The 19616-nt window shown below is 35.0% G+C and carries 19 protein-coding genes and 1 tRNA gene; 13 read left to right on the top strand and 7 right to left on the bottom strand.

Annotated elements, in window-relative coordinates:
* The first annotated feature begins 21 nt into the window (after nt 1-21).
* From PVV64_RS04555 to PVV64_RS04595, 9 genes are all read left to right on the top strand, one after another.
* A tRNA-Lys gene (locus tag PVV64_RS04555) sits at nt 22-97 on the top strand.
* A gap of 1224 nt (nt 98-1321) precedes the next feature.
* Nucleotides 1322-2206: a septal ring lytic transglycosylase RlpA family protein gene (locus tag PVV64_RS04560; protein WP_273759952.1), complete on the top strand. Its 885-nt coding sequence runs from the start codon at nt 1322-1324 to the stop codon at nt 2204-2206.
* Nucleotides 2207-2544: 338 nt separating this feature from the next.
* Nucleotides 2545-3708, top strand: coding sequence for a D-alanyl-D-alanine carboxypeptidase family protein (locus PVV64_RS04565; RefSeq protein WP_273759998.1), 1164 nt, complete (start codon nt 2545-2547; stop codon nt 3706-3708).
* Nucleotides 3709-3739: 31 nt separating this feature from the next.
* The gene (gene tmk, locus PVV64_RS04570) at nt 3740-4384 is read left to right on the top strand and encodes a dTMP kinase (RefSeq protein ID WP_273760000.1); all 645 of its coding nucleotides are present in this window, start codon (nt 3740-3742) and stop codon (nt 4382-4384) included.
* Nucleotides 4381-5436 carry a DNA polymerase III subunit delta' gene (locus PVV64_RS04575; protein ID WP_273759953.1) on the top strand — a complete coding sequence of 352 codons (1056 nt, stop codon included), beginning with the start codon at nt 4381-4383 and terminating at the stop codon, nt 5434-5436. The genes tmk and PVV64_RS04575 overlap by 4 nt, the downstream gene beginning before the upstream one ends.
* A gap of 63 nt (nt 5437-5499) precedes the next feature.
* Nucleotides 5500-7059, top strand: coding sequence for a methionine--tRNA ligase (metG, locus tag PVV64_RS04580; protein WP_273759954.1), 1560 nt, complete (start codon nt 5500-5502; stop codon nt 7057-7059).
* Nucleotides 7049-7822: a TatD family hydrolase gene (locus tag PVV64_RS04585; RefSeq protein WP_273759955.1), complete on the top strand. Its 774-nt coding sequence runs from the start codon at nt 7049-7051 to the stop codon at nt 7820-7822. Before metG ends, PVV64_RS04585 begins: the two co-directional genes overlap by 11 nt.
* A gap of 10 nt (nt 7823-7832) precedes the next feature.
* The gene (locus PVV64_RS04590; protein ID WP_273759956.1) at nt 7833-8642 is read left to right on the top strand and encodes an MBL fold metallo-hydrolase; all 810 of its coding nucleotides are present in this window, start codon (nt 7833-7835) and stop codon (nt 8640-8642) included.
* Between the two features lie 113 nt (nt 8643-8755).
* The gene (locus tag PVV64_RS04595; protein WP_273759957.1) at nt 8756-9115 is read left to right on the top strand and encodes a hypothetical protein; all 360 of its coding nucleotides are present in this window, start codon (nt 8756-8758) and stop codon (nt 9113-9115) included.
* 471 nt (nt 9116-9586) lie between these two features.
* On the opposite strand, the gene PVV64_RS04600 is transcribed toward PVV64_RS04595, so the two are convergent.
* Genes PVV64_RS04600 through pcsA form a run of 3 tightly spaced genes read right to left on the bottom strand, consistent with a single transcriptional unit; the run spans nt 9587 to nt 11875 of the window.
* Nucleotides 9587-9994, bottom strand: coding sequence for a DUF6163 family protein (locus PVV64_RS04600; RefSeq protein ID WP_273759958.1), 408 nt, complete (start codon nt 9992-9994; stop codon nt 9587-9589).
* Entirely contained in the window at nt 9991-11037 is a 1047-nt protein-coding gene (locus PVV64_RS04605; protein WP_273759959.1) for an enoyl-CoA hydratase/isomerase family protein, read from the bottom strand. The genes PVV64_RS04600 and PVV64_RS04605 overlap by 4 nt, the downstream gene beginning before the upstream one ends.
* A gap of 37 nt (nt 11038-11074) precedes the next feature.
* On the bottom strand, nt 11075-11875 hold the full coding sequence (gene pcsA / locus PVV64_RS04610; RefSeq protein WP_273759960.1) for a phosphatidylcholine synthase: 801 nt from the start codon (nt 11873-11875) through the stop codon (nt 11075-11077).
* Nucleotides 11876-12056: 181 nt separating this feature from the next.
* Between pcsA and PVV64_RS04615 the strand changes: the two genes are divergently transcribed.
* The 4 genes from PVV64_RS04615 (at nt 12057) to sodC (ending at nt 15385) form a co-directional block, all read left to right on the top strand.
* Nucleotides 12057-13283 (top strand): UbiH/UbiF family hydroxylase, encoded by a 1227-nt coding sequence (locus PVV64_RS04615; protein WP_273759961.1) that lies wholly within the window; start codon nt 12057-12059, stop codon nt 13281-13283.
* 537 nt (nt 13284-13820) lie between these two features.
* Nucleotides 13821-14171, top strand: coding sequence for a hypothetical protein (locus PVV64_RS04620; RefSeq protein ID WP_273759962.1), 351 nt, complete (start codon nt 13821-13823; stop codon nt 14169-14171).
* Entirely contained in the window at nt 14143-14469 is a 327-nt protein-coding gene (locus PVV64_RS04625; protein WP_273760001.1) for a hypothetical protein, read from the top strand. The genes PVV64_RS04620 and PVV64_RS04625 overlap by 29 nt, the downstream gene beginning before the upstream one ends.
* Before the next feature lie 394 nt (nt 14470-14863).
* Complete coding sequence (gene sodC, locus PVV64_RS04630; RefSeq protein WP_273759963.1) at nt 14864-15385, top strand: superoxide dismutase [Cu-Zn] SodC; 522 nt, start codon at nt 14864-14866, stop codon at nt 15383-15385.
* A 498-nt stretch (nt 15386-15883) separates the two neighbouring features.
* Here sodC and PVV64_RS04635 read toward each other — a convergent pair whose 3' ends face one another.
* The 4 genes from PVV64_RS04635 to sufC are packed head-to-tail and all read right to left on the bottom strand — an operon-like array spanning nt 15884 to nt 19565.
* Complete coding sequence (locus tag PVV64_RS04635) at nt 15884-16285, bottom strand: SUF system Fe-S cluster assembly protein (RefSeq protein ID WP_273759964.1); 402 nt, start codon at nt 16283-16285, stop codon at nt 15884-15886.
* Entirely contained in the window at nt 16278-17522 is a 1245-nt protein-coding gene (locus PVV64_RS04640; protein ID WP_273759965.1) for a cysteine desulfurase, read from the bottom strand. Before PVV64_RS04640 ends, PVV64_RS04635 begins: the two co-directional genes overlap by 8 nt.
* 9 nt (nt 17523-17531) lie before the next feature.
* A complete protein-coding gene (sufD, locus tag PVV64_RS04645) occupies nt 17532-18797 on the bottom strand; it encodes a Fe-S cluster assembly protein SufD (protein WP_273759967.1) in 1266 nt (421 codons plus the stop codon).
* A 12-nt stretch (nt 18798-18809) separates the two neighbouring features.
* Nucleotides 18810-19565, bottom strand: a complete 756-nt coding sequence (gene sufC, locus PVV64_RS04650) for a Fe-S cluster assembly ATPase SufC (RefSeq protein ID WP_273759969.1) — start codon at nt 19563-19565, stop codon at nt 18810-18812.
* Nucleotides 19566-19616: the final 51 nt, after the last annotated feature.

Here is a 19616-nt window from a genome sequence, read left to right on the forward strand (position 1 = left end):
CACGCGAAATGGCTTGTGTGGGAGCGCGTAGCTCAGCTGGTAGAGCAACTGACTTTTAATCAGTAGGTCCAGGGTTCGAATCCCTGCGCGCTCACCAAATTATAGCTTATATAAAAGTTCGAAAACTTTGCTTCCTTTTTCTTATAGTCTGAAGTTTTTTTTATTTATTGTTCATTATTTTCTACCCGTTGTATGGGTATAGAAAGATCCTCTGCTGCTCTTCTATCCAGACGCATCGCATTGATTTATGAAGATAGTTCATTGTTTTCCATGCTAAATGAGAGAGTTTTATACCATTCTGTTATTCCAAAACTGTTGATATTCAATGAAACAAAATCATTTGCTTGCAGGTTAAAAGCGGGATCAGCATGTGGATAAAGCTATTAAGAAAAGACGTCAATGTCTCTTATGAAGAGTTTCAGGTGCCAAAGGCTGTAGCAATAGCAGAGGCCAACAAATATAATGATTGCTGCGTTCAAACAAAAAATGCTTTCAGTTTGTGATGCGGTAGCTCCGGCATTGGCTGTACATATTTATGTTTATTTTCTCAAACCGTGTGCTGATTTTTCTTATTCCAACTATACTATACGCTTTATAAAACAGAGTACAAAACTTTCTTTAACAAGCTTATGTCTTGCTTTTCCGCAAATGAATATTTTCACCTATGAGAGTCATTTATAAGGGTTCTGCTCATTCCGGTAAAATAGGCAAAAAAATATTTGCTTTAAATTGGCTCTTTTCTGTCTTGGGATGAATGATATTCTCTTTGATTTTTTCCCGCCGATACGAACGCTGTCACGACAGAGCAAGCCTATGTAAAAAAGAATATCAATCTATACACACTCATGGGAACCATGTGACCAATATTGATTACATTTTCAATACCTTCTTCTGTCCATGGTAGAAAATCTTCTGGATTAAAGAATTTTAGTGGTTATATGTTAGAAGTCGAATTTTTGTCTAATAAAGCATTATCAACCGCTAAATTACAATGCCCCTTTAAACGTATAAGAATCATTCTACTTCTTCATCAATTATATGGTGGTATCATATTTTTGATGAACATATTGATTTCTTTATTTTTTATATCCATTATTTCTATTTTGATGACATTGCATTTCTTTTTTGCAAATCATAAAAACATTAATAATCTATTAATGTTTTTATGAAATGTATTAATTTCTTGATAAATGGTAAATTTTTAGGATATGGTAAACGCGCGAGGGGAATCATCTGAAAATGTGAATTTCCCTATCGCATAGAGAAAGTGCGGTGTGATTTTTTGCAGTAAATACTCAATTAGAAATAAGCGGGCTGACAAATGCTTTTAAATAGCAAAGAAAAGTTTACTTTCATTCTTAATTCAACATTTCAATTTCTTTCTATCATTGTTGTATCTCAGTTATTGGTATCTTGCTGCGCAAGCGAAACAGCACATTTTGTCATAAAAAGTTTTTACAATAAGAGAGCTAGTGAGGTAAAAACTACCGTTCTTCCTAATCCTAACAAAAATTCCAGTGGGCAAAATCAATCAAAAGAAAAGAAAAATGGACGAGCTGTTGTCGGTAAACCTTACCAAATAAAAGGAAAATGGTATTATCCGCAAAATGACCCAACCTACAAACGTGTTGGAGAAGCATCATGGTATGGTTCAGATTTTCATGGGCGTTTAACCGCAAATGGTGAGATCTATGATATGAATCTCTTGACTGCAGCTCATCCCACAATGCCATTGCCTAGTTATGCTCGTGTTACGAATCTCCAAAATGGATCTTCCATCATTGTTAGAGTGAATGATCGTGGTCCTTTTATGAAAGATAGAATCATTGATTTATCAAAGCAAGCTGCGGAGATACTTGGTTATGCAAATGCAGGTGTAACAAATGTTAAAGTGGAATATATTTCTGAGGCACCTATTGGTCATTATGATGGTGCTTATTTAATGGCTTCTTACACATCAGGGAATGATGTTTCATCCTCATTAGCATTAGCGGATCTTTCAAAAGACAAAGAAAAGATCGTGCTTGAGAGACTTGATGCTGATCTGCAAAGACGATTGGAGCAAGCTATCAGTAAACAAAAACAGTCCAATAAGACTTTTTCAGTAAAATTACCGGAAAGTGGTCCAATTTTGCTTAGTAAGCCAACGCTTTTTGAGCAAGTGGCTTTTATAAACAAACCAATCAAAAAAGTAAGAGTTAACTGATTACAGCTCTTTATAAAAAGAGTGATGTTTGTTTTTGATATGTTTTCAGATGATAAATGATCAAAACTGTTTCATTATAAATAACTTTTTAGTTTAAATGAAAAAGGGCGCTTTTTTATTGTATGAAATAAAGGGGGGCTTTTAATGCGTAAAATTCAAAATAAACCCTAGGTGAAAGATGAACATGAAAGTATAGCCTATTGATTTATTTTTATGATGCTGAGCAAAAGTAGAGACCTGTTTTCATTCTGTGATCGGATTATCCATTTATCGAAAAACAAATCTTTTCTTGTAGAGGAAGATTCTTTATGCTGCTTCTAAAGATGGGAGAAGCGGTTATGCGTATGGCATTAAGGGTTTTGTTCACCCTACTGGAGATATTGATAGTGGACGGGTGGGGGAGAGCACAGGATTTTCAAAATTCTGCATCACAGTTAATGTTCATAGATAATGACACAGATACAATACTTTTTGAAAAACAAAGTGATCTTGCGTTTTTCCCAGCTTCGTTAACAAAATTGATGACTGCTGAAGTCATATTTCACCAATTAAAAGAAGGTTTATTAAGCAGTACACAAAAATTTAAGGTGAGTGAAAATGCATGGCGCAAAGGTGGAGCACCTTCTGGTACAACCACTATGTTTGCAAAAGTAAAGACAGAAATTAGTGTTTCTGATCTTTTACGTGGTCTCATTATTGTCAATGGAAATGATGCTGCCATTATCCTTGCTGAGGGCATAGCGGGAAATGAGGCTAATTTCGCAAAACTGATGAATCAGAGAGCCAAAATACTCGGACTATCGCATAGTCATTTTGTTAATGCGACAGGGCTTCCTGAGGAGGGACAATTTGTGACATTGCGCGATATGATGACATTAGCACGTCATATTGTTCGTGAATATCCCGATTATTATACACTTTACCGCGAACCTCATTTTACGTGGAATAATATTTTTCAACGTAATAAAAACCCTCTTATTTTTAAAGAAATTGGTGTAGAAGGATTTGGTTTTGGCTATAGTAAAAATGAAGGTTTTTCAATGATTGTTTCTATTTATAGCAATCATCGACGTCTTTTTTTAGCAATAAACGGTTTGCAAGAAGGTAAAGGCCATACAAAAGAAGTAGAACGTATTCTTCAATGGGGAATGACAGCTTTTGATCTTCAAACAATTTTTACCAAAGGAGAAACCGTTGGCCATGCTTCTGTTTATGGTGGAGTGCAAAATTCTGTTTCTCTTATTGTTAAAGAGCCGGTAAGTTTTATGCTTTCGAATGAAAAAAAGATGAATATTAAAGCAAAAATTAAATATCATGGTCCATTAAAAGCTCCTATCCTTTTAGGACAACCGGTCGGTGTTCTGCAAATTTTAGAAGATAAAAGGATTCTTCTCGAAAAACCTGTTTTTGCTGGAAACAATGTTCAGGAAGGAAGCTTTTTGGCAAAAGTCAGAAATGCATTCTATGAAATAACAATTGGATGGTTACGGAAATATTTATAATACAGGCTTACTTAAGGATAAAGGTTTATCGGTGTCAGGCTATTTGATCACATTTGAAGGGGGGGAGGGTGCAGGAAAAACAACGCAAATTTCTTTGCTTGCTGAGTTTCTCTCGAGTAAAGGTTATGATGTTATGACAACACGAGAACCTGGCGGAACAGCAGGTGCTGAAGCAATTCGATATGCTTTGTTATCAGGGAAGGCGCAACAATATGGTCCTTTCATGGAAGCTGTTTTGTTTACAGCTGCACGCGCAGACCATGTGAGTGAAGTGATTGCGCCTTCTTTACAAAAAGGCAAAGTGATCTTATGCGATCGTTTTATTGATTCCACACGAGTTTATCAAGGACAGAATGATAAGGTAAGCTCTTCTATTCTTTCTGTTTTAGAATGTATAGCGCTTAATGGAATAATGCCTCATCTAACATTTTTATTAGATATATCAGCAATATATGGTATGAAACGAGTAAAAGTGCGAAGAAAGGAAACTGAAACGATTGATTATTTTGAAAAAGATAATTTAGAAATTCAAGAGCAACGGCGCCAAGCTTTCTTACAATTAGCAAAACAGGAGCCTCATAGATTTCGTGTGATTGATGCTACAGATGCAGTGGAAACTATCGCACAGAAAATAAAAAATATTTGTCATCAGCTATTGTTGGATCAACTTTCATGAGTGATGTAAATATTTTGCGTCAATATGACGATATCGATACAATTTTATCCTCTTCACAGAATCATATGATCTTTGGTCATGAGGATGCTCGTCATTTTTTGGCACAAATGCGTGAGGAGTGGCGTTTACATCATGCTTTATTATTTGAAGGAGAACGTGGTATTGGAAAAGCCACATTAGCATTTCACCTTGCTTGGAATATTTTAAGCTCTCAAAAGGGTAAGTTTTTACAACCAGAGCATAATTCCATTACATGGCACAAAATGACGCAAGGGTGTCATCCTGGACTTTTATACATTTCACGTCGCTTCGATTTAAAAACACAAAAGTTTAAAACAGGGATACTCATTGATGATATTCGTGATGTTATGCATTTTTTAAATCAAACATCACAAGACAATGGATGGCGTATTGTTATTATTGATCCCGCAGAAGATATGAACAGAAGTGCGGCGAATGCAATTCTTAAAACGCTTGAAGAACCTCCTGCGAAAACTTTATTCATTCTCATCACACACTCTTCAGGAAGATTGCTTCCAACCATTCGCTCACGATGCCAACAGATTTCTTTACGACCATTGTATGATGATGAGATAAAAAAAGTCATTACACATATTTTTTCAAATCAAGATTTACCTGATGAAGAAACTCTTCAAATGATTATTCAAAGAGCCAAAGGAAGTGCTAGAAAAGCTGCTTTACTTCTTTGCCATGGTGGTTTTGAAATTGTTAAAACTCTTGATACTCTCTTGGAGCAATCTGTTTGTAATCCAACTGTTGTACACACTCTTGCACAAACCCTTTCCTCTCTTTCTTCTATGATTCAATTTCAACAATTCTGTGATGAAATTCTTGATAAAATTCAAAAAAAAGCTATCATGCTTGTTGAAAAAGGAGAGTTAACTCTCTCAAAAAAATGCGCACAACTGTGGTTGGAGATTCATCAAGAAATAGGGGAAATACAATCTTTTAATCTTGATAAGAAGCAGTTCATTATTAACTTGCTTTTTAAAGTGCATAAGATCATGCATGAGGGTGAGCTTTTTCCGTGACAATGTAATTAACAAGCGTTATGTCAAGGTATCTTTTTTATAGTGTTTTACAACGAGTATGACATGCATGACACATATTACATAACAACTCCCATTTTTTATCCTAATGGTACTCCACATATTGGGCATGCTTATAGTGCAATTGCAAGCGATGTCTTAGCCCGTTTTCAACGGTTAGATGGGAAAAATGTATTTTTTCTCTCTGGTACGGATGAGCACGGCTTAAAAATGCAACAAACAGCAGCAGCGTTAAATATGACACCTCAGCAACTCGCAGATCGTAATAGTGCTATGTTTCAAAAAATGCTTACAGTCTTAAATTGTTCTCATGACGATTTCATTCGTACAACAGAAGAGCGCCATTATAAAGCTTGTCAAGAAATTTGGAAAAAAATGGAAGCAAATGGCGACATTTATCTTGGTCGTTATAGTGGTTGGTATTCCGTTCGCCAAGAAGCATATTATGAAGAGAAAGAGACTGAAGTTGGAGAAGACAACATTCGTCGTGAAAAAGAGTTAGGCTCTCCAGTTGAATGGAACGAAGAGGAAAGTTATTTTTTTAGACTTTCCCGTTATGAAAAGATCCTTCTTGAATATTATGAAAAACACCCTGATTTTGTTGCTCCACTTGAACGGCGTAACGAAGTTATCAGTTTTATCAAATCGGGTTTAAAAGATATTTCTATTTCACGGACAAGCTTTAATTGGGGCGTTGCAGTTCCAAATAATCCAAAGCATGTGATGTATGTTTGGGTCGATGCGCTTACCAATTATCTCTCAGCAATTGGTTTTTTTGATGAAAACGCGACAAAACGCCATTTTTGGCCTGCAAATGCGCATATCATTGGAAAAGATATTCTTCGTTTTCATGCCGTCTATTGGCCAGCATTTTTAATGTCTGCTGGAATTGAATTGCCTAAGCATATTTTTGCTCATGGTTTTTTGCTCAATCGTGGTGCAAAAATGTCAAAGTCCATTGGAAATGTCGTTGATCCTTTTGAACTCGTTGATCACTATGGTCTTGATCAGTTTCGCTATTTTCTGCTTCGTGAGGTACCATTTGGACAAGATGGCAGTTATAGCCATGAGAGTTTTGTAAATCGCATTAATGCAGACCTTGCTAATGATCTTGGGAATTTAGCACAGCGTTCCTTATCTATGATTGCTAAAAATTGCCATGCAAAAGTTCCTATACCAGCGGTTCTTTTAAGCCAAGATAAACAACTTTTAGAACAATCTCTTCAAGCGCTTGAGCTTGTGCGTGAAGCTATGTCTTCTTACGAGATGCATTTAGCACTTTCCGCTATCTTTTCAATCGTAGCAGATGCTAATCGCTATTTTGCGAGTGAACAGCCTTGGAGTTTACGGAAAAATGACCCAGAACGGTTTTCTACAGTTCTTTACATAACGGTAGAAATCTTGCGGCAAATAGGAATTATGCTTTTGCCTTTCATACCACACTCAGCAGCCAAACTTCTCGACAGCCTTGCCATTCCTGAAAATCATCGGTCATTGTATCATATCAGTCATGCAAAAATTCAAGAAGGCCTTGATCTTCCACCGCCAGAACCAATCTTTCCCCGTTATATTTTGCAGAAAGATGAGAAACATCATGCTCATTGATACACATTGCCATCTTGATTTTGAAGATTTTTCACAAGATTTGGATGGGGTTATCCAACGGGCTTTAGATGCTGATATTAAACGTATGATAACGATTTCAACACATGTTCGTAAATTGGATAAGCTTTTAGCAATTGCGCAGACTTATGATCAGGTGTTTTGTTCCGTTGGAACACATCCCAATAGTGCCAGTGACGAACAAAATATTACAGCTGAAGAGCTTATTCACCTCTCAAAGCATCCTAAAATTGTTGCATTTGGGGAGGTCGGACTTGATTATCATTATGATTATTCCTCACCAGAAGAGCAAAAGAAAGTTTTTCAAGAACATATCATCGCTTCTCGAGAAACCCAGCTGCCTCTTGTTATACATTCACGCAATGCTGATTCAGATATGGAAAAAATATTACGCGAACAAATAAAAGAAGGGGCTTTTCCATTTGTACTTCATTGTTATTCCTCTGGAATGCAATTGGCTCGTGCTGGCATTGAACTTGGTGGTTATCTTTCTTTTTCAGGTATTCTGACTTTCAAAAATGCTCTTGAAATCCGTGAGGTAGCCAAAATTGTACCTCAAGACTATTTATTGGTGGAAACAGATGCACCATTTTTAGCCCCTGTTCCTCATCGAGGGAAAACAAATGAACCCTCTTTTGTACGCTATACAGCGGCTATTTTGGCTGAAACGATTGGTTTAAGCCTTGAAGAAGTCGCTCAGATTACAACACACAATGCTTTTCGTTTATTTAGCAAAATGAAATAAGGCAAAAGCTATGTTTGATCGATACCGTTTCACAATATTAGGCTGTGGTCCCTCTCCAGGAGTACCGCGCCCTAATGGTGATTGGGGAGCTTGTGATCCTCATAACCCTAAAAATGAACGCTATAGAAGTGCTCTGTTAGTGGATCGCATTAAACCATCAGGAAAAAAAACAACAATTGTTATTGATACTGGTCCAGACTTTAGATCACAAATGATCAATGCCCGCGTAAACCATCTTGACGCTGCACTTTATACGCATTTTCACGCAGATCATATTCATGGTATTGATGATTTACGCAGTTATGCACTCGCACAAAAATGTTTAATCGATATTTACGCAGATAGTTTCACACTCAAACATTTGAAAAATGCTTTTGGATATTGTTTCCAAGCTCCAAAAGGTTCGTCTTATTCACCTATTTTAAAAGAACATCTCATCAATGAAGATAGTCATTTGACAATTCACGGGCAGGGTGGAACGATAATTGTTAATACGCATTTACAATGTCATGGTAATATTCATTCTTTAGGTTTTCGTATTGGTAATGTTGCTTACTGTACAGATGTTAGCAAATTTCCTGAAAAAACATTACCAAAACTCATGAACTTGGATGTTCTCATTATTGAGGCTCTCCAATTTGAAGCGCATCCAAGTCATCTGTCTGTTGATCAAGCATTACAATGGATAAAATATTTACAGCCAAAACAAGCTATCCTCACACATATGGATAGATCGCTTGATTACAATAAGGTGGTAAACTCTGTTCCACCGCACGTTACACCTGCATACCAAGGACTTATTTTTGAAACAGATGTATAAATCGAGAAACTCCATATTTCCTGTTAACTAAAACCTTCTTGAATAGTCTTATCTTTCCTTTACTTCATTTTTGTCTTATTTTTGTTCTTTTTATGTTAAAAGTGAGGTTTCTTATGTATAGATGGTCTACGCGGGCAATATGTATTATGATTTCAGCGATTTCCTTATCAGCATGTGGGGGGCGTCTAGAAAAAAATATTTCAGTTACAACAATACATGATAGTGCAATGAGTTGTGCTGATATTCAACGAGAGTTTTATGCTAATAAACGTCAGATTAATGACACTATTATAGAGCGTTCTAAAGCAAGAGGTAAAAATGCAGCTTTAGCTGCAACGGGTGTTATATTTTTACCTGCTTTGTTTTTTATAGACGCAAAGTCAAGTGAAAGCAATGAAATTTCGGCTTTAAATAACCGAAATGCTGTTTTAAGTGATCTTGCACATATGAAACGTTGTAAATTAGTACAGTAATTCTTTTATTTTATTATACATATTGTTTTTTAGCTTTAAGTAATTTTCTTTTTTTACTTAAAGCTATTTTTTAAACTATGCAAATTTAATAAATAAATTAAATATGCCTTATTATTGACATAATTTTGTTTAAAAGAAGAAATATGCGACATAAATATGATAATGTATTTAAAGTAGGGGTCACATTGTTTTTTATTTGGCAACGATCTTTGATCTTTTTTTATCGTGATCATATTATCGCATAATATATATTATGGAACTTTTAAGTGGAAAGGGCATATTTTAATGACAACAGCAGTAGCAGTTTGGGGAGCAGCCTCAACATTAATATGGATATTTTCTTCATTAAAAAAAATGACTAGTATTTGGGATTTGTGGTGGGTACTTTTTTCTTAAAAAATTTTGGACTTTAAGATTTACAATCGGACCAGTTATTTCTGGTCCGAGAGCTTGAATCGCAATGTTTTTTATCTAATCGTCTTTTGTACGATTTCTTTTTAAAAAGATCATTATTTGTAGTATTATAAAAATGAGAAATAATATTCCATGAAATAGCAGTACAAAAGATTGATTAATAGAATTAGAATAGTACATCGTTAATATTTCGGTCAGTGCTGCAATGCACCATAGAACAATTCCCCATAGTGAATACATCCAAAGCCCAATTAAGGCGATGGGATAAACAATAGCTAATGTGGCAGATGCGAATTGCCAGTGCCATGGCATAAGATCAAAACGCCATAAAGTGTTTGGAAATACACCAACAAGACATATCCAATAAAAAATACTTAAGCTTAAGCAAATGAGCGCTAAAAATCGCAAATAACATTTATAAATTAAATAGATTCTTGAAATCTGTTTTTGAGGATGCGTTTTCAAAATAATAATTCTTTTTCAATAGGTTTGAAGTAAGCATCTATCATTTCATCTGTTACATGTGAAAGTTTGTCTGGTTGCCATTTCGGTGTTTTGTCCTTATCAATCAACATTGCACGTATTCCTTCATAGAAGTCATGAGAATTAATCATATGATGCGCAATACGATTTTCAATTTTTATACAATCTTCCAAAGTTTGAGGTGGATTTTGTTTCATTTGTTGCCAAATAACTTTTAAACTTGTTGGAGAGCGTGACTGTAGAATATCGTAACATTCTTTAGCAAATAAGACACCTTCATTGCTTTTTTTTTGAAGCAATTCAAGACATTCCTCCAAAGTATGTGCACCAAAACACGTATTGATAATACAGCGTATTTCATGACTTGTTTCATAGTCCTTTCTCATTGCCCGCTCATCTAAAACTAATTTTGGATCTCCTTGTTCAATAATTGCTTTTCTAATATATTCTAATTCACTTTCAGGAACAGCATGTGTTGCTAATTTTAAATTTAAGCAATCTCCCCATTTTATGCCTGCTCCGGTCAATGCAAGATAAATGCCAAAGTGATCGGGAAGAGATGGTAAAAAAAAGCTTGCACCGACATCTGGAAAAAATCCAATAGCACCTTCAGGCATAGCAAAAAGTGTATTTTCTGTAACAATTCGATGTGAACCGTAGAGAGAAATACCTACCCCTCCTCCCATCCAAATACCATTCAAAAAAGAAATATAAGGTTTGGGAAAACGTTTAATATAAGCATTTAAGCGATATTCATCGCTAAAATATTGGTAAGAAGAGGCTTTTTTTCCCATATGGTAAATTTCTACAACATCCCCACCAGCACAAAAAGCACGCCCCTCTCCTTCAACTAAAATACAAAAAACCTCATCATCTGTTTCCCATGTGCTAAGAGCTTTTTTAAGAGCCAAAACCATTCGCCCATTAAGAGCGTTTAATGCTGAAGGACGTGTAAGTTTTATAATACCAGCATGCCCCTCTTTTGTAAAAGAAATGTCATCACCTGCTCCAAAATCAATTTGCATCTTATTCCCGTTCTAAAATATCTATTTTATTGTTTTATTATACTTTTTTTCCTAATTGGGGAAATAATTGCATGATGGCACCAATACAATATATATAAATTCCTGTAATTGAAATTCCTATCTTAACCCAATATGGAGCTTCTAATTGGTAAAAAAATGCGGCACCTGCAAAGGAACACCATAAAAGAAAAATAGGAAAATTAAGCTTACGCAAACGGACAACTCTCACTGGATGGATAAAATAAATTGGTAAAAAAGATATGATCGCCGATAAAGCAATAAGGGTAAAAGTGATCCACTCTCCAGGCCTTAAAACAAAAAGTGTAAAAACCATCATATTCCAAACAACAGGAAATCCTTTGAAAAAATTTTCTTTTGTTTTCATTCCAGTATCTGCGTAATAAATAGCTGATGAAATGACAATAATTGCACTCAATAAAAATGATAATCCTGAACCTATTAAACCGCTTTGATAAAGGGCAAAAGCTGGAATTAAAACATAAGTGACGTAATCAATAATATTATCTAAAAGCTCTCCAGACCATGTTGGAAGTACGTATTTAACGTCAAGTTTGCGTGCAATTGGACCATCTATACCATCAACGAGGAGCGCAAGCCCAAGCCAACAAAACATAGCAGTCCATTCTTTTTGAGATGCGGAGATAAGGGAAAGAAATGCCAAAAATGATCCTGACGCTGTTAGTAAATGAACAGAAAAAGCTTTTGCTTGTGGCATCGTTACTTTTTTGTGACGCAAGAGATCAGCATTTTTTTTGATTTTTTTTGTTAGCTTACGTTTCAAAGTTTTCTTATCCTCGTCTCTTAAATTTTCATCCATCTACCAACACGCCATTTTTACCCATTGCATAATTTATCGTAAAAAAAAATCATAAAAAGGTTACTTTTTTATATCGTATTACTTATTACATAATATAATAGAAGGCTTTCATACAATAAAAAGAGATTGTTGATTTAGAAAAGTTAAAATATTTAGTAAATGGAAAAAGGCTCAAGTCGTTGTGACATTTGAAAAAAACGATTACAAAAACATCGCTGTTATTGGTGCTGGCCCAATCGGTATGTTAGCAGCACTTCTTCTTGCGCAGAAAGGCTATTCTGTTTATCTCGTTGGGCCACCTGCTCATGCAGATGAATTACGGACTACTGCTCTTATGATGCCGGCAGTCCGTATGCTGCAAAAACTTAATATCTGGAATGTTCTTAAAAGTCATGCAGCGGCTTTATCTTTCATTAGAATTATAGATATCACTTCTAGGATTGTGCATGCTCCTAGCGTCAGTTTTTCTTCTGCTGAAATTGGTGAAGAGGCTTTTGGTTATAATATCCCTAATGTAGAGTTGAACAACGCTTTAATGACTGCCGTTGAACATATGCCCAATATTATAAGATTTGTTTCTTTAGCAAAATCTTTTCAACAAAAAAACGATTATGTTCGTATTACGCTCGCAGATGATAAAATTATTCAAACATCGCTTGTTGTTGCTGCTGATGGACGCCACTCTCTCGCACGAGCAGCTGCGGGTATTGGTATTAGAGAGTGGGACTATCCACAAAAAGCTCTTGTTCTCAATTTTTCTCATGATTTTTCTCATCAAAATACATCAACTGAATTTCATACAGAATATGGTCCATTTACCCAGGTTCCACTACCAGGAAAAAAATCCAGTCTTGTATGGGTTGTTCGTTCTTCTCATGCGGAAGAATTGTTAAATATGGAAGCAACAGAAATTGCAAAAATAATCGAAGAGCAGATGCAATCAATGCTTGGAACACTCAAATTAGAAACACCAATTCAAGCATGGCCTCTTTCAGGACTTATCTCTCACCGTTTTGCTGCCAACCAAACAGTTTTAGTGGGTGAAGCAGCCCATGTCTTTCCTCCGATTGGAGCCCAAGGATTAAATTTAGGATTTCGTGATGTTGAAACTTTGATTAATATTTTACCTAACCAAATATCTGATTTTCATTCTAAAATAATTGTTGCCCATTATAATAAATATCGTCGACCTGATATATTGATCCGAAGTGGATCTGTTCATATGCTCAACTCTTCTTTACTTTCTAATAGGCTGCCTATCCATATTATGCGGAGCATTGGACTTGGATTATTACGCAACTGCTCACCATTACGTAATTTATTTATGCGAGAAGGAATGTATCCTGGATACGGCTTTAAAGAAATTATGCAAACATTCCCAATCAAATCACCTAACCAACTCTATTGATATAATCAAAATCAATAATATTTATTAAGAAATAATAATAATATATTTTTTAAGAATTACATATAGAAGTTATTAAAACTTTCAGTAACTCTCCTTCTATTGGAAATAATTATTCAATGTATTGATTATATACTGTCATACATAATAATATATTATTATAAATAAATTTTTCTGAAAAATGTTTATCAATGAATGTCTTTATTTGATCGCGTAAAAAATAAACGTATCAAATCTCTTTCATAAATAGCGTGTGTGAAAAGCTTTTGTACAATCACAATTAAGAGATGTCAGAAGATATATTCTACCAGCGTTTATGCAAATCAAATATTAAACATCAGAATTTTTTATTAAAATAATAGGCAAAATTTGCTAAATCGCCTCCCCTTTTATAAAAAATAAGAAAAAAACGATTTTCGTTAATTAAGGTAAATTTTGAAAATTTTTCTTCATTAAGTATAGCACTTAAAATAAATAGTTTTGGGAACTTGTTGGCAATACAACGGTTAATGAAGTGTTGTTTCAAGAGATGGTAATAAGATGAGATTAAGTAAAATTTTTAAATTAACTATTTTTTTTATAATAATTCTATGTCTCTCATCTATAGTCACTACTTCAATAAGTAAGGTCTTTTATGCTCCTTATTGTAAAGCTTCTAGATATAGCTTTACGAAAGACATCACCAAACCAGGACAAAATTCATTTACTGCTTTGCAAATTAAAAATTGTCTCATACAAAATGGTTTTACAAACATTAAACGATTGCGTCTCGATGATAAAGGTATTTGGCGTGCTTTAGTAGAATTTAAAAGGAAGCTTTTTCTCATATCAATCGATTATTCTGGAACCATAAGCATTCAAAATAAAAGAAAAGAATATGATTCATTTTAAAATTTATAGTAATATTGACTCTCATCACTATAAGAGAATTTTTTTTAAAAAAATTTGGAATTTCCTCAAAGAGCCTGCTTTTATAGGAAGTTTAAACGGTAGTTTATCAGGAGCAGTCGCTGCAATTCTCGCAACTTATGGTTATATTGCTCTGCCAGGATTTGGTCCAATTATTACAATGGGTATAGGTATAGCATTTTTCATTGGAATGATAATAGGCGCAATGATAGGATCAATAATAGGTGTTTGTGTCGGTGCATTTTATGCTTTTATGGAATATTTATATAAACCACAATAGTTATTTCTCTTACGACTTTCATAAACGTATTGTTATGAAATCTGCATCATATTATGAATATTGTAAGAGCAAAGTCATTTAAAAAGTTTCCTATTTGATTTCTCACAATATCTTAAAAAGTCTATTTTTTTAGAAACACCTCTTGAAGAAATGTAGATGGAATATAGTTATCATTCTATAAAAGCTGTATTATTTTGATAAGTAGGAGTAATCCTTTAAAACATACTAGTGTATAAAAAGAGCCATTTAAAACCTAGAGTATTTTTTCATTTATTATACTTTTTAAGAGTATAATAATACGATTTAAAGAAAATATTTAAATACAATAATATATTATCAAGTATAGCTGCGCTTTTATATTTAATGTGTAAAATAAAAGTATAAAAGGTGCTGTATGAATAAAAAACGCTTTCTCTTATCCTCACTGATGCTTTTGGCTTATCATTCTGTTGCATTAGCAGATTCTATGCAAGTCAAGATTTATGAACTAGAAAAGAACGACATAAAAAAGCCTATTGGTATGATGGAAATTGAAGAAAATAGTCATGGTTTAATCTTTACACCCAATTTGTCTGGCTTACCAGAAGGTTTGCATGGTTTTCATCTCCATGACAACCCTTCATGTGATATGAAAGATGGTGTTGTTGGTGCTACTGCTGGTGGACACTACGATCCTGAACACACCGATAAACATCTTGGTCCGTATAATACTTATGGTCACTTAGGCGATTTACCAGCACTTTATGTTGATGATAAAGGGCAATCAACAATGAGCGTTCTTGCCCCACGAATTAAAAATCTCTCTGAAATTAAAGGACATTCATTAATAATTCATTTGGGCGGAGATAACCAATCAGATCATCCATTACCGCTTGGCGGGGGTGGTGCGCGTTTAGCATGTGGTATTATTGAATAAATAAACCTCTTACAGGCTATTTAAGTCTGTAAATTTTTAAAAAAGATAGAAAAGCTTATTTTTATTTTTGATATATGAGTGATCTAAATGTTTTCAATTAATCTGCCAATGCAAACAAAATATTTTTGCTAGTCGAGCCAAAAGCTTTTCCTTTTAGAGGCTGTTTTTGTTACTCTAAAGCAATATACACAGCTCATAAAAGGGCTCCTTTTAAGGGCTTAACAAATGCATTTTCAAAATGTAATGGGCAGTTTTATAGCTAATTAAGAGTCAGAGAGAAATAAATAAAAAATTGAGAATGATAAAAACCTAGAAATATATTCTTATGAAAATTGATCCCAATCGAACTGGCGTATCTCACGAGTTTGATAAAACTGATAAATAAGTTTAATATAATGAGAGAAGTCTTTGTTTTCCTCTATAATCTATTAGCGATATCCCAATTAATTTTATTGTGCTCATTTATAAATACACTAAATTATATTACCTTAACAGTGTTTAGTACCATCCAACAGCAATTTGTGCTTCTTCTGACATACAATCAGGTGTCCATGGTGGATCAAATGTCATGGTAACTTCAACATGCGAAACACCTTCAACTGCACTTACCGCATTTTCTACCCAACCTGGCATTTCTCCAGCAACGGGACACCCTGGTGCTGTGAGTGTCATTTCAATTTTTACTGAACGATCATCTTCAATATCAATACGATAAATTAATCCTAGCTCATAAATATCAGCAGGGATTTCCGGATCATAAACCGTTTTTAGAGCAGCAATAATATCATCCGTCATACGATCAATTTCATCTGCTGGAATTGCTGATATGTAAGACTTGTCATTTTTGCTTACATTTCCAACAGACTCTGTAGAATGATGCTCTTCAATTGTTTTAGCCATTAAAAAATATCCTTGCTTTTTCTAATGCTTCCACTAATTGGTCAATGTCTTCATAATTACTATACATAGCCAATGATGCACGGCAAGCGGATGTCAAACCAAAATGTTGTAATAAAGGTTGTGCACAATGCGTTCCTGCACGGATAGCAACACCTTGCCTGTCAACAAACATAGCGATATCATGGGCATGTATTCCTTGCATTTCAAAAGATATAATAGCTCCTTTATGAGGAGAATGTCCGTAAATACGTAACGATTTAACTGTTTCAAGTCTTTCATGGGCATAGGATAAAAGTTTTGCTTCATGGGCGTGAATAGCGTTTCTGTCTTTCTGCTTTATATAATCAATAGCAGCAGCTAATCCAACAGCTTCAGCTATGGGAGGAGTCCCCGCTTCAAAGCGATGAGGAGGAGCATTATAAAGAACCTTATCAATGGTTACATCCTCAATCATCTCCCCTCCCCCTTGAAAAGGATGCATTTCCTCTAGCCTCAATTCCTTGCCATAAAGCACACCTATACCTGTAGGACCATAAAGTTTATGACCCGTAAAGACATACCAATCACAATCAAGATTTTGCACATCAACGGTTAAATGTACTGCCCCTTGAGAACCATCAACAAGAACAGGAATGGCATTTTGATGTGATAACTTAATAATTTCTTGAACAGACGGCACGGTTCCTAATACATTAGACATATGCGTAATAGCAACAAGTTTTGTTTTATTCGTTAAAGCTTTTTGAAAATCTTCAATATGGAGCACACCATTCTCATCAACGGGCACGAAGACGAGCTTAATACCTTTCTGTTCACGAATAAAATGCCACGGAATAATATTAGAGTGATGCTCCATAATGGTGAGAATAATTTCATCACCTTCATTTAATTGAAACATCCCCCAACCATAAGCAACAGTATTAATAGCTTCCGTAGCACTTTTCGTAAAAACAATTTCCTTTGCTGTTTTAGCGTTTAAAAACGCACGAACTGTTTCACGAGCATTCTCATAACATTGCGTCGCTGCATTCGATAAAAAATGCATTCCTCGATGCACATTTGCATAACGACATCGATAAAAATTATCCATCGCATCAAGCACAAATTGCGGTTTTTGAGCAGATGCTCCACTGTCAAGATAAGCTAACCGTTTACCATAAACATTACATTGTAAAATAGGAAAATCACAGCGAATTTCTTCTACGTTATAATTTAATACTGGTATGTCACTTTCCATTATTTTGCCTTAAACATTTTTTTCTAGCCATTCGCCAATCATATTCTTCAAAACAGTTTGGATATTTTCTTGTTTAATCTCATCAATAAACTCAGAGATAAACCCTTTAATCAGAAGTGCACGAGCTGTTTTAAAAGGAATACCGCGTGCCATAAGATAAAAAAGATAATCATGATTGATATTGGCGACTGTCGCACCGTGACCACATGCAACATCATCAGCAAAAATCTCTAGTTCAGGCTTTGCATTAAATTCTGCTTCATCTGAAAGAATGAGACTATTACAGGCCATGCGTGCATCGGTTTTTTGGGCTTTTTGAGCAACACGTATTATGCCTTGAAAAACACCAACTGCTTTATCTGTTACCACATTGCGTACAATTTCTGTTGAGGTTGATTTTTCTTCAACGTGGCGAACATTCATCGTAAGATCGCTATGCGTCTCTCCTGATAATAAATTGATGACGCGTAATTGAAAGTTAGAATCTTCTCCTTGTAACTCAACATCAATTTCCTGACGATTAAGTTGACTGCCTATATTAATTACATAAAGTGATAATTTTGCTCCTTGCTCAAGAACAGCACGAAACCGGCCAAACTGTGTAGAATGAAAACCACGATTGCGAATAAGGATCCATGTTACATCACTCCAAGCAGCAACATGTAGCGAAAATATTGAACTGACAAAACTCTCTTTATCATCGCCAATCTCACGTTCAACAAACACAGCTTGACTGTTTTTGCCCATTTTTATGTCCGAAAAAATATGCGATTGTCCACCCATTTGGATATTTTGCAATTCAATGGGAACAGTTAACTTTGTATTTTCAGGAATGTGAAAAAGCCAACCATCCGTAACAAAAGCGGTATTTAATTGTCCAATAAAGTCTTCATCCGAAGTGATTTGATCTATTTTTACTTCATTTTCTTTTAAGGCATCAGCAAGCCGCTTTATGGTCATATTTGCCACATTTGGCTGTGTCGCTGTTTTTCCATTTTTAATAGAAAAAACAGTACTTTCTGGAAGTAATGCATCAATGTATTGCTCATCCGTATTTGTTGGTAAAAAATCACTCACAGATTTCAAGAGTGTGCGCAGATTAGTATAATGCCAATTTTCGATTTTGCGTGAAGGAAGACGTGTGATTTGAAACAGTTCAATCGCTTTTTTGCGAACCGCCCGCACACTCTTATCACCAGGTAAATTGTTTATAGATTGATTGAAATGATTGAGTATCTCCTTTTCAACCGCTATCAATTCTTGTTGTGCGCTCATATTACAATAACCTCAAGCTGCTTCATTAATAAGGTCAGCATATCCATTTTGTTCCAAATAAAGCGCTAGTGATTTATCTCCGCTTTTAATAATTCGTCCTTTATAGAGAACATGTACCGTATCAGGAATAATATAGTTCAGTAGACGTTGGTAATGGGTAATGACTAAAAATGAACGTTGTGAATCTCTGAGTTTATTAACACCATCTGCAACAATTTTTAGTGCATCAATATCTAAACCAGAATCTGTTTCATCTAAAATGCAGAGTCTCGGCTTAAGAAGTGCCATTTGTAAAATTTCAGCACGCTTTTTTTCTCCCCCTGAAAAACCAACATTTAATGGACGTTTTAGCATATCCATATCTATATCAAGTTTTGAAGAAGCTTCTTTAACACATTTTATAAATTCAGGAATTTTAAGTTCTGCATCACCGCGTGCTTTTCGTTGAGAATTCATCGCAACTTTTAAAAACTCCATCGTTGCTACTCCAGGTATTTCCATTGGATATTGAAAAGCAAGAAAAACACCATAGGTTGCACGCTCTGCTGGATCCATTTCTAAAAGTGATTGCCCATTATAAAGGATATCGCCTTCTATGACTTCGTAATCATCACGACCTGCAAGTAAATAAGACAAAGTTGACTTTCCAGCTCCATTTTGTCCCATGATAGCAGCAACTTCACCATCTTGAACGGTCAAGTCTAACCCCCGAATAACTTCTGTATCGGTTCCAACAATACGCGCACGCAAATTTTTTATTTCTAACATAATGAAATCCTGTTCCGACTCTTTTAGACCAAAGATGCCTTTAGCTCACCG

This window comes from Bartonella sp. ML70XJBT.G (genome assembly GCF_028618575.1).
Lineage (GTDB): Bacteria > Pseudomonadota > Alphaproteobacteria > Rhizobiales > Rhizobiaceae > Bartonella.

Bases quoted from the DNA above. Each gene is read 5' to 3' on its own strand.
- metG (WP_273759954.1), top strand. From the start codon at position 5,500: ATGCATGACACATATTACATAACAACTCCCATTTTTTATCCTAATGGT.
- sodC (WP_273759963.1), top strand. From the start codon at position 14,864: ATGAATAAAAAACGCTTTCTCTTATCCTCACTGATGCTTTTGGCTTAT.
- PVV64_RS04620 (WP_273759962.1), top strand. From the start codon at position 13,821: ATGAGATTAAGTAAAATTTTTAAATTAACTATTTTTTTTATAATAATT.
- PVV64_RS04560 (WP_273759952.1), top strand. From the start codon at position 1,322: ATGCTTTTAAATAGCAAAGAAAAGTTTACTTTCATTCTTAATTCAACA.
- PVV64_RS04640 (WP_273759965.1), bottom strand. From the start codon at position 17,522: ATGGAAAGTGACATACCAGTATTAAATTATAACGTAGAAGAAATTCGC.
- PVV64_RS04590 (WP_273759956.1), top strand. From the start codon at position 7,833: ATGTTTGATCGATACCGTTTCACAATATTAGGCTGTGGTCCCTCTCCA.
- PVV64_RS04605 (WP_273759959.1), bottom strand. From the start codon at position 11,037: ATGCAAATTGATTTTGGAGCAGGTGATGACATTTCTTTTACAAAAGAG.
- sufD (WP_273759967.1), bottom strand. From the start codon at position 18,797: ATGAGCGCACAACAAGAATTGATAGCGGTTGAAAAGGAGATACTCAAT.
- PVV64_RS04585 (WP_273759955.1), top strand. From the start codon at position 7,049: ATGCTCATTGATACACATTGCCATCTTGATTTTGAAGATTTTTCACAA.
- PVV64_RS04635 (WP_273759964.1), bottom strand. From the start codon at position 16,285: ATGGCTAAAACAATTGAAGAGCATCATTCTACAGAGTCTGTTGGAAAT.
- pcsA (WP_273759960.1), bottom strand. From the start codon at position 11,875: ATGGATGAAAATTTAAGAGACGAGGATAAGAAAACTTTGAAACGTAAG.
- sufC (WP_273759969.1), bottom strand. From the start codon at position 19,565: ATGTTAGAAATAAAAAATTTGCGTGCGCGTATTGTTGGAACCGATACA.
- PVV64_RS04575 (WP_273759953.1), top strand. From the start codon at position 4,381: ATGAGTGATGTAAATATTTTGCGTCAATATGACGATATCGATACAATT.
- PVV64_RS04565 (WP_273759998.1), top strand. From the start codon at position 2,545: ATGCGTATGGCATTAAGGGTTTTGTTCACCCTACTGGAGATATTGATA.
- PVV64_RS04595 (WP_273759957.1), top strand. From the start codon at position 8,756: ATGTATAGATGGTCTACGCGGGCAATATGTATTATGATTTCAGCGATT.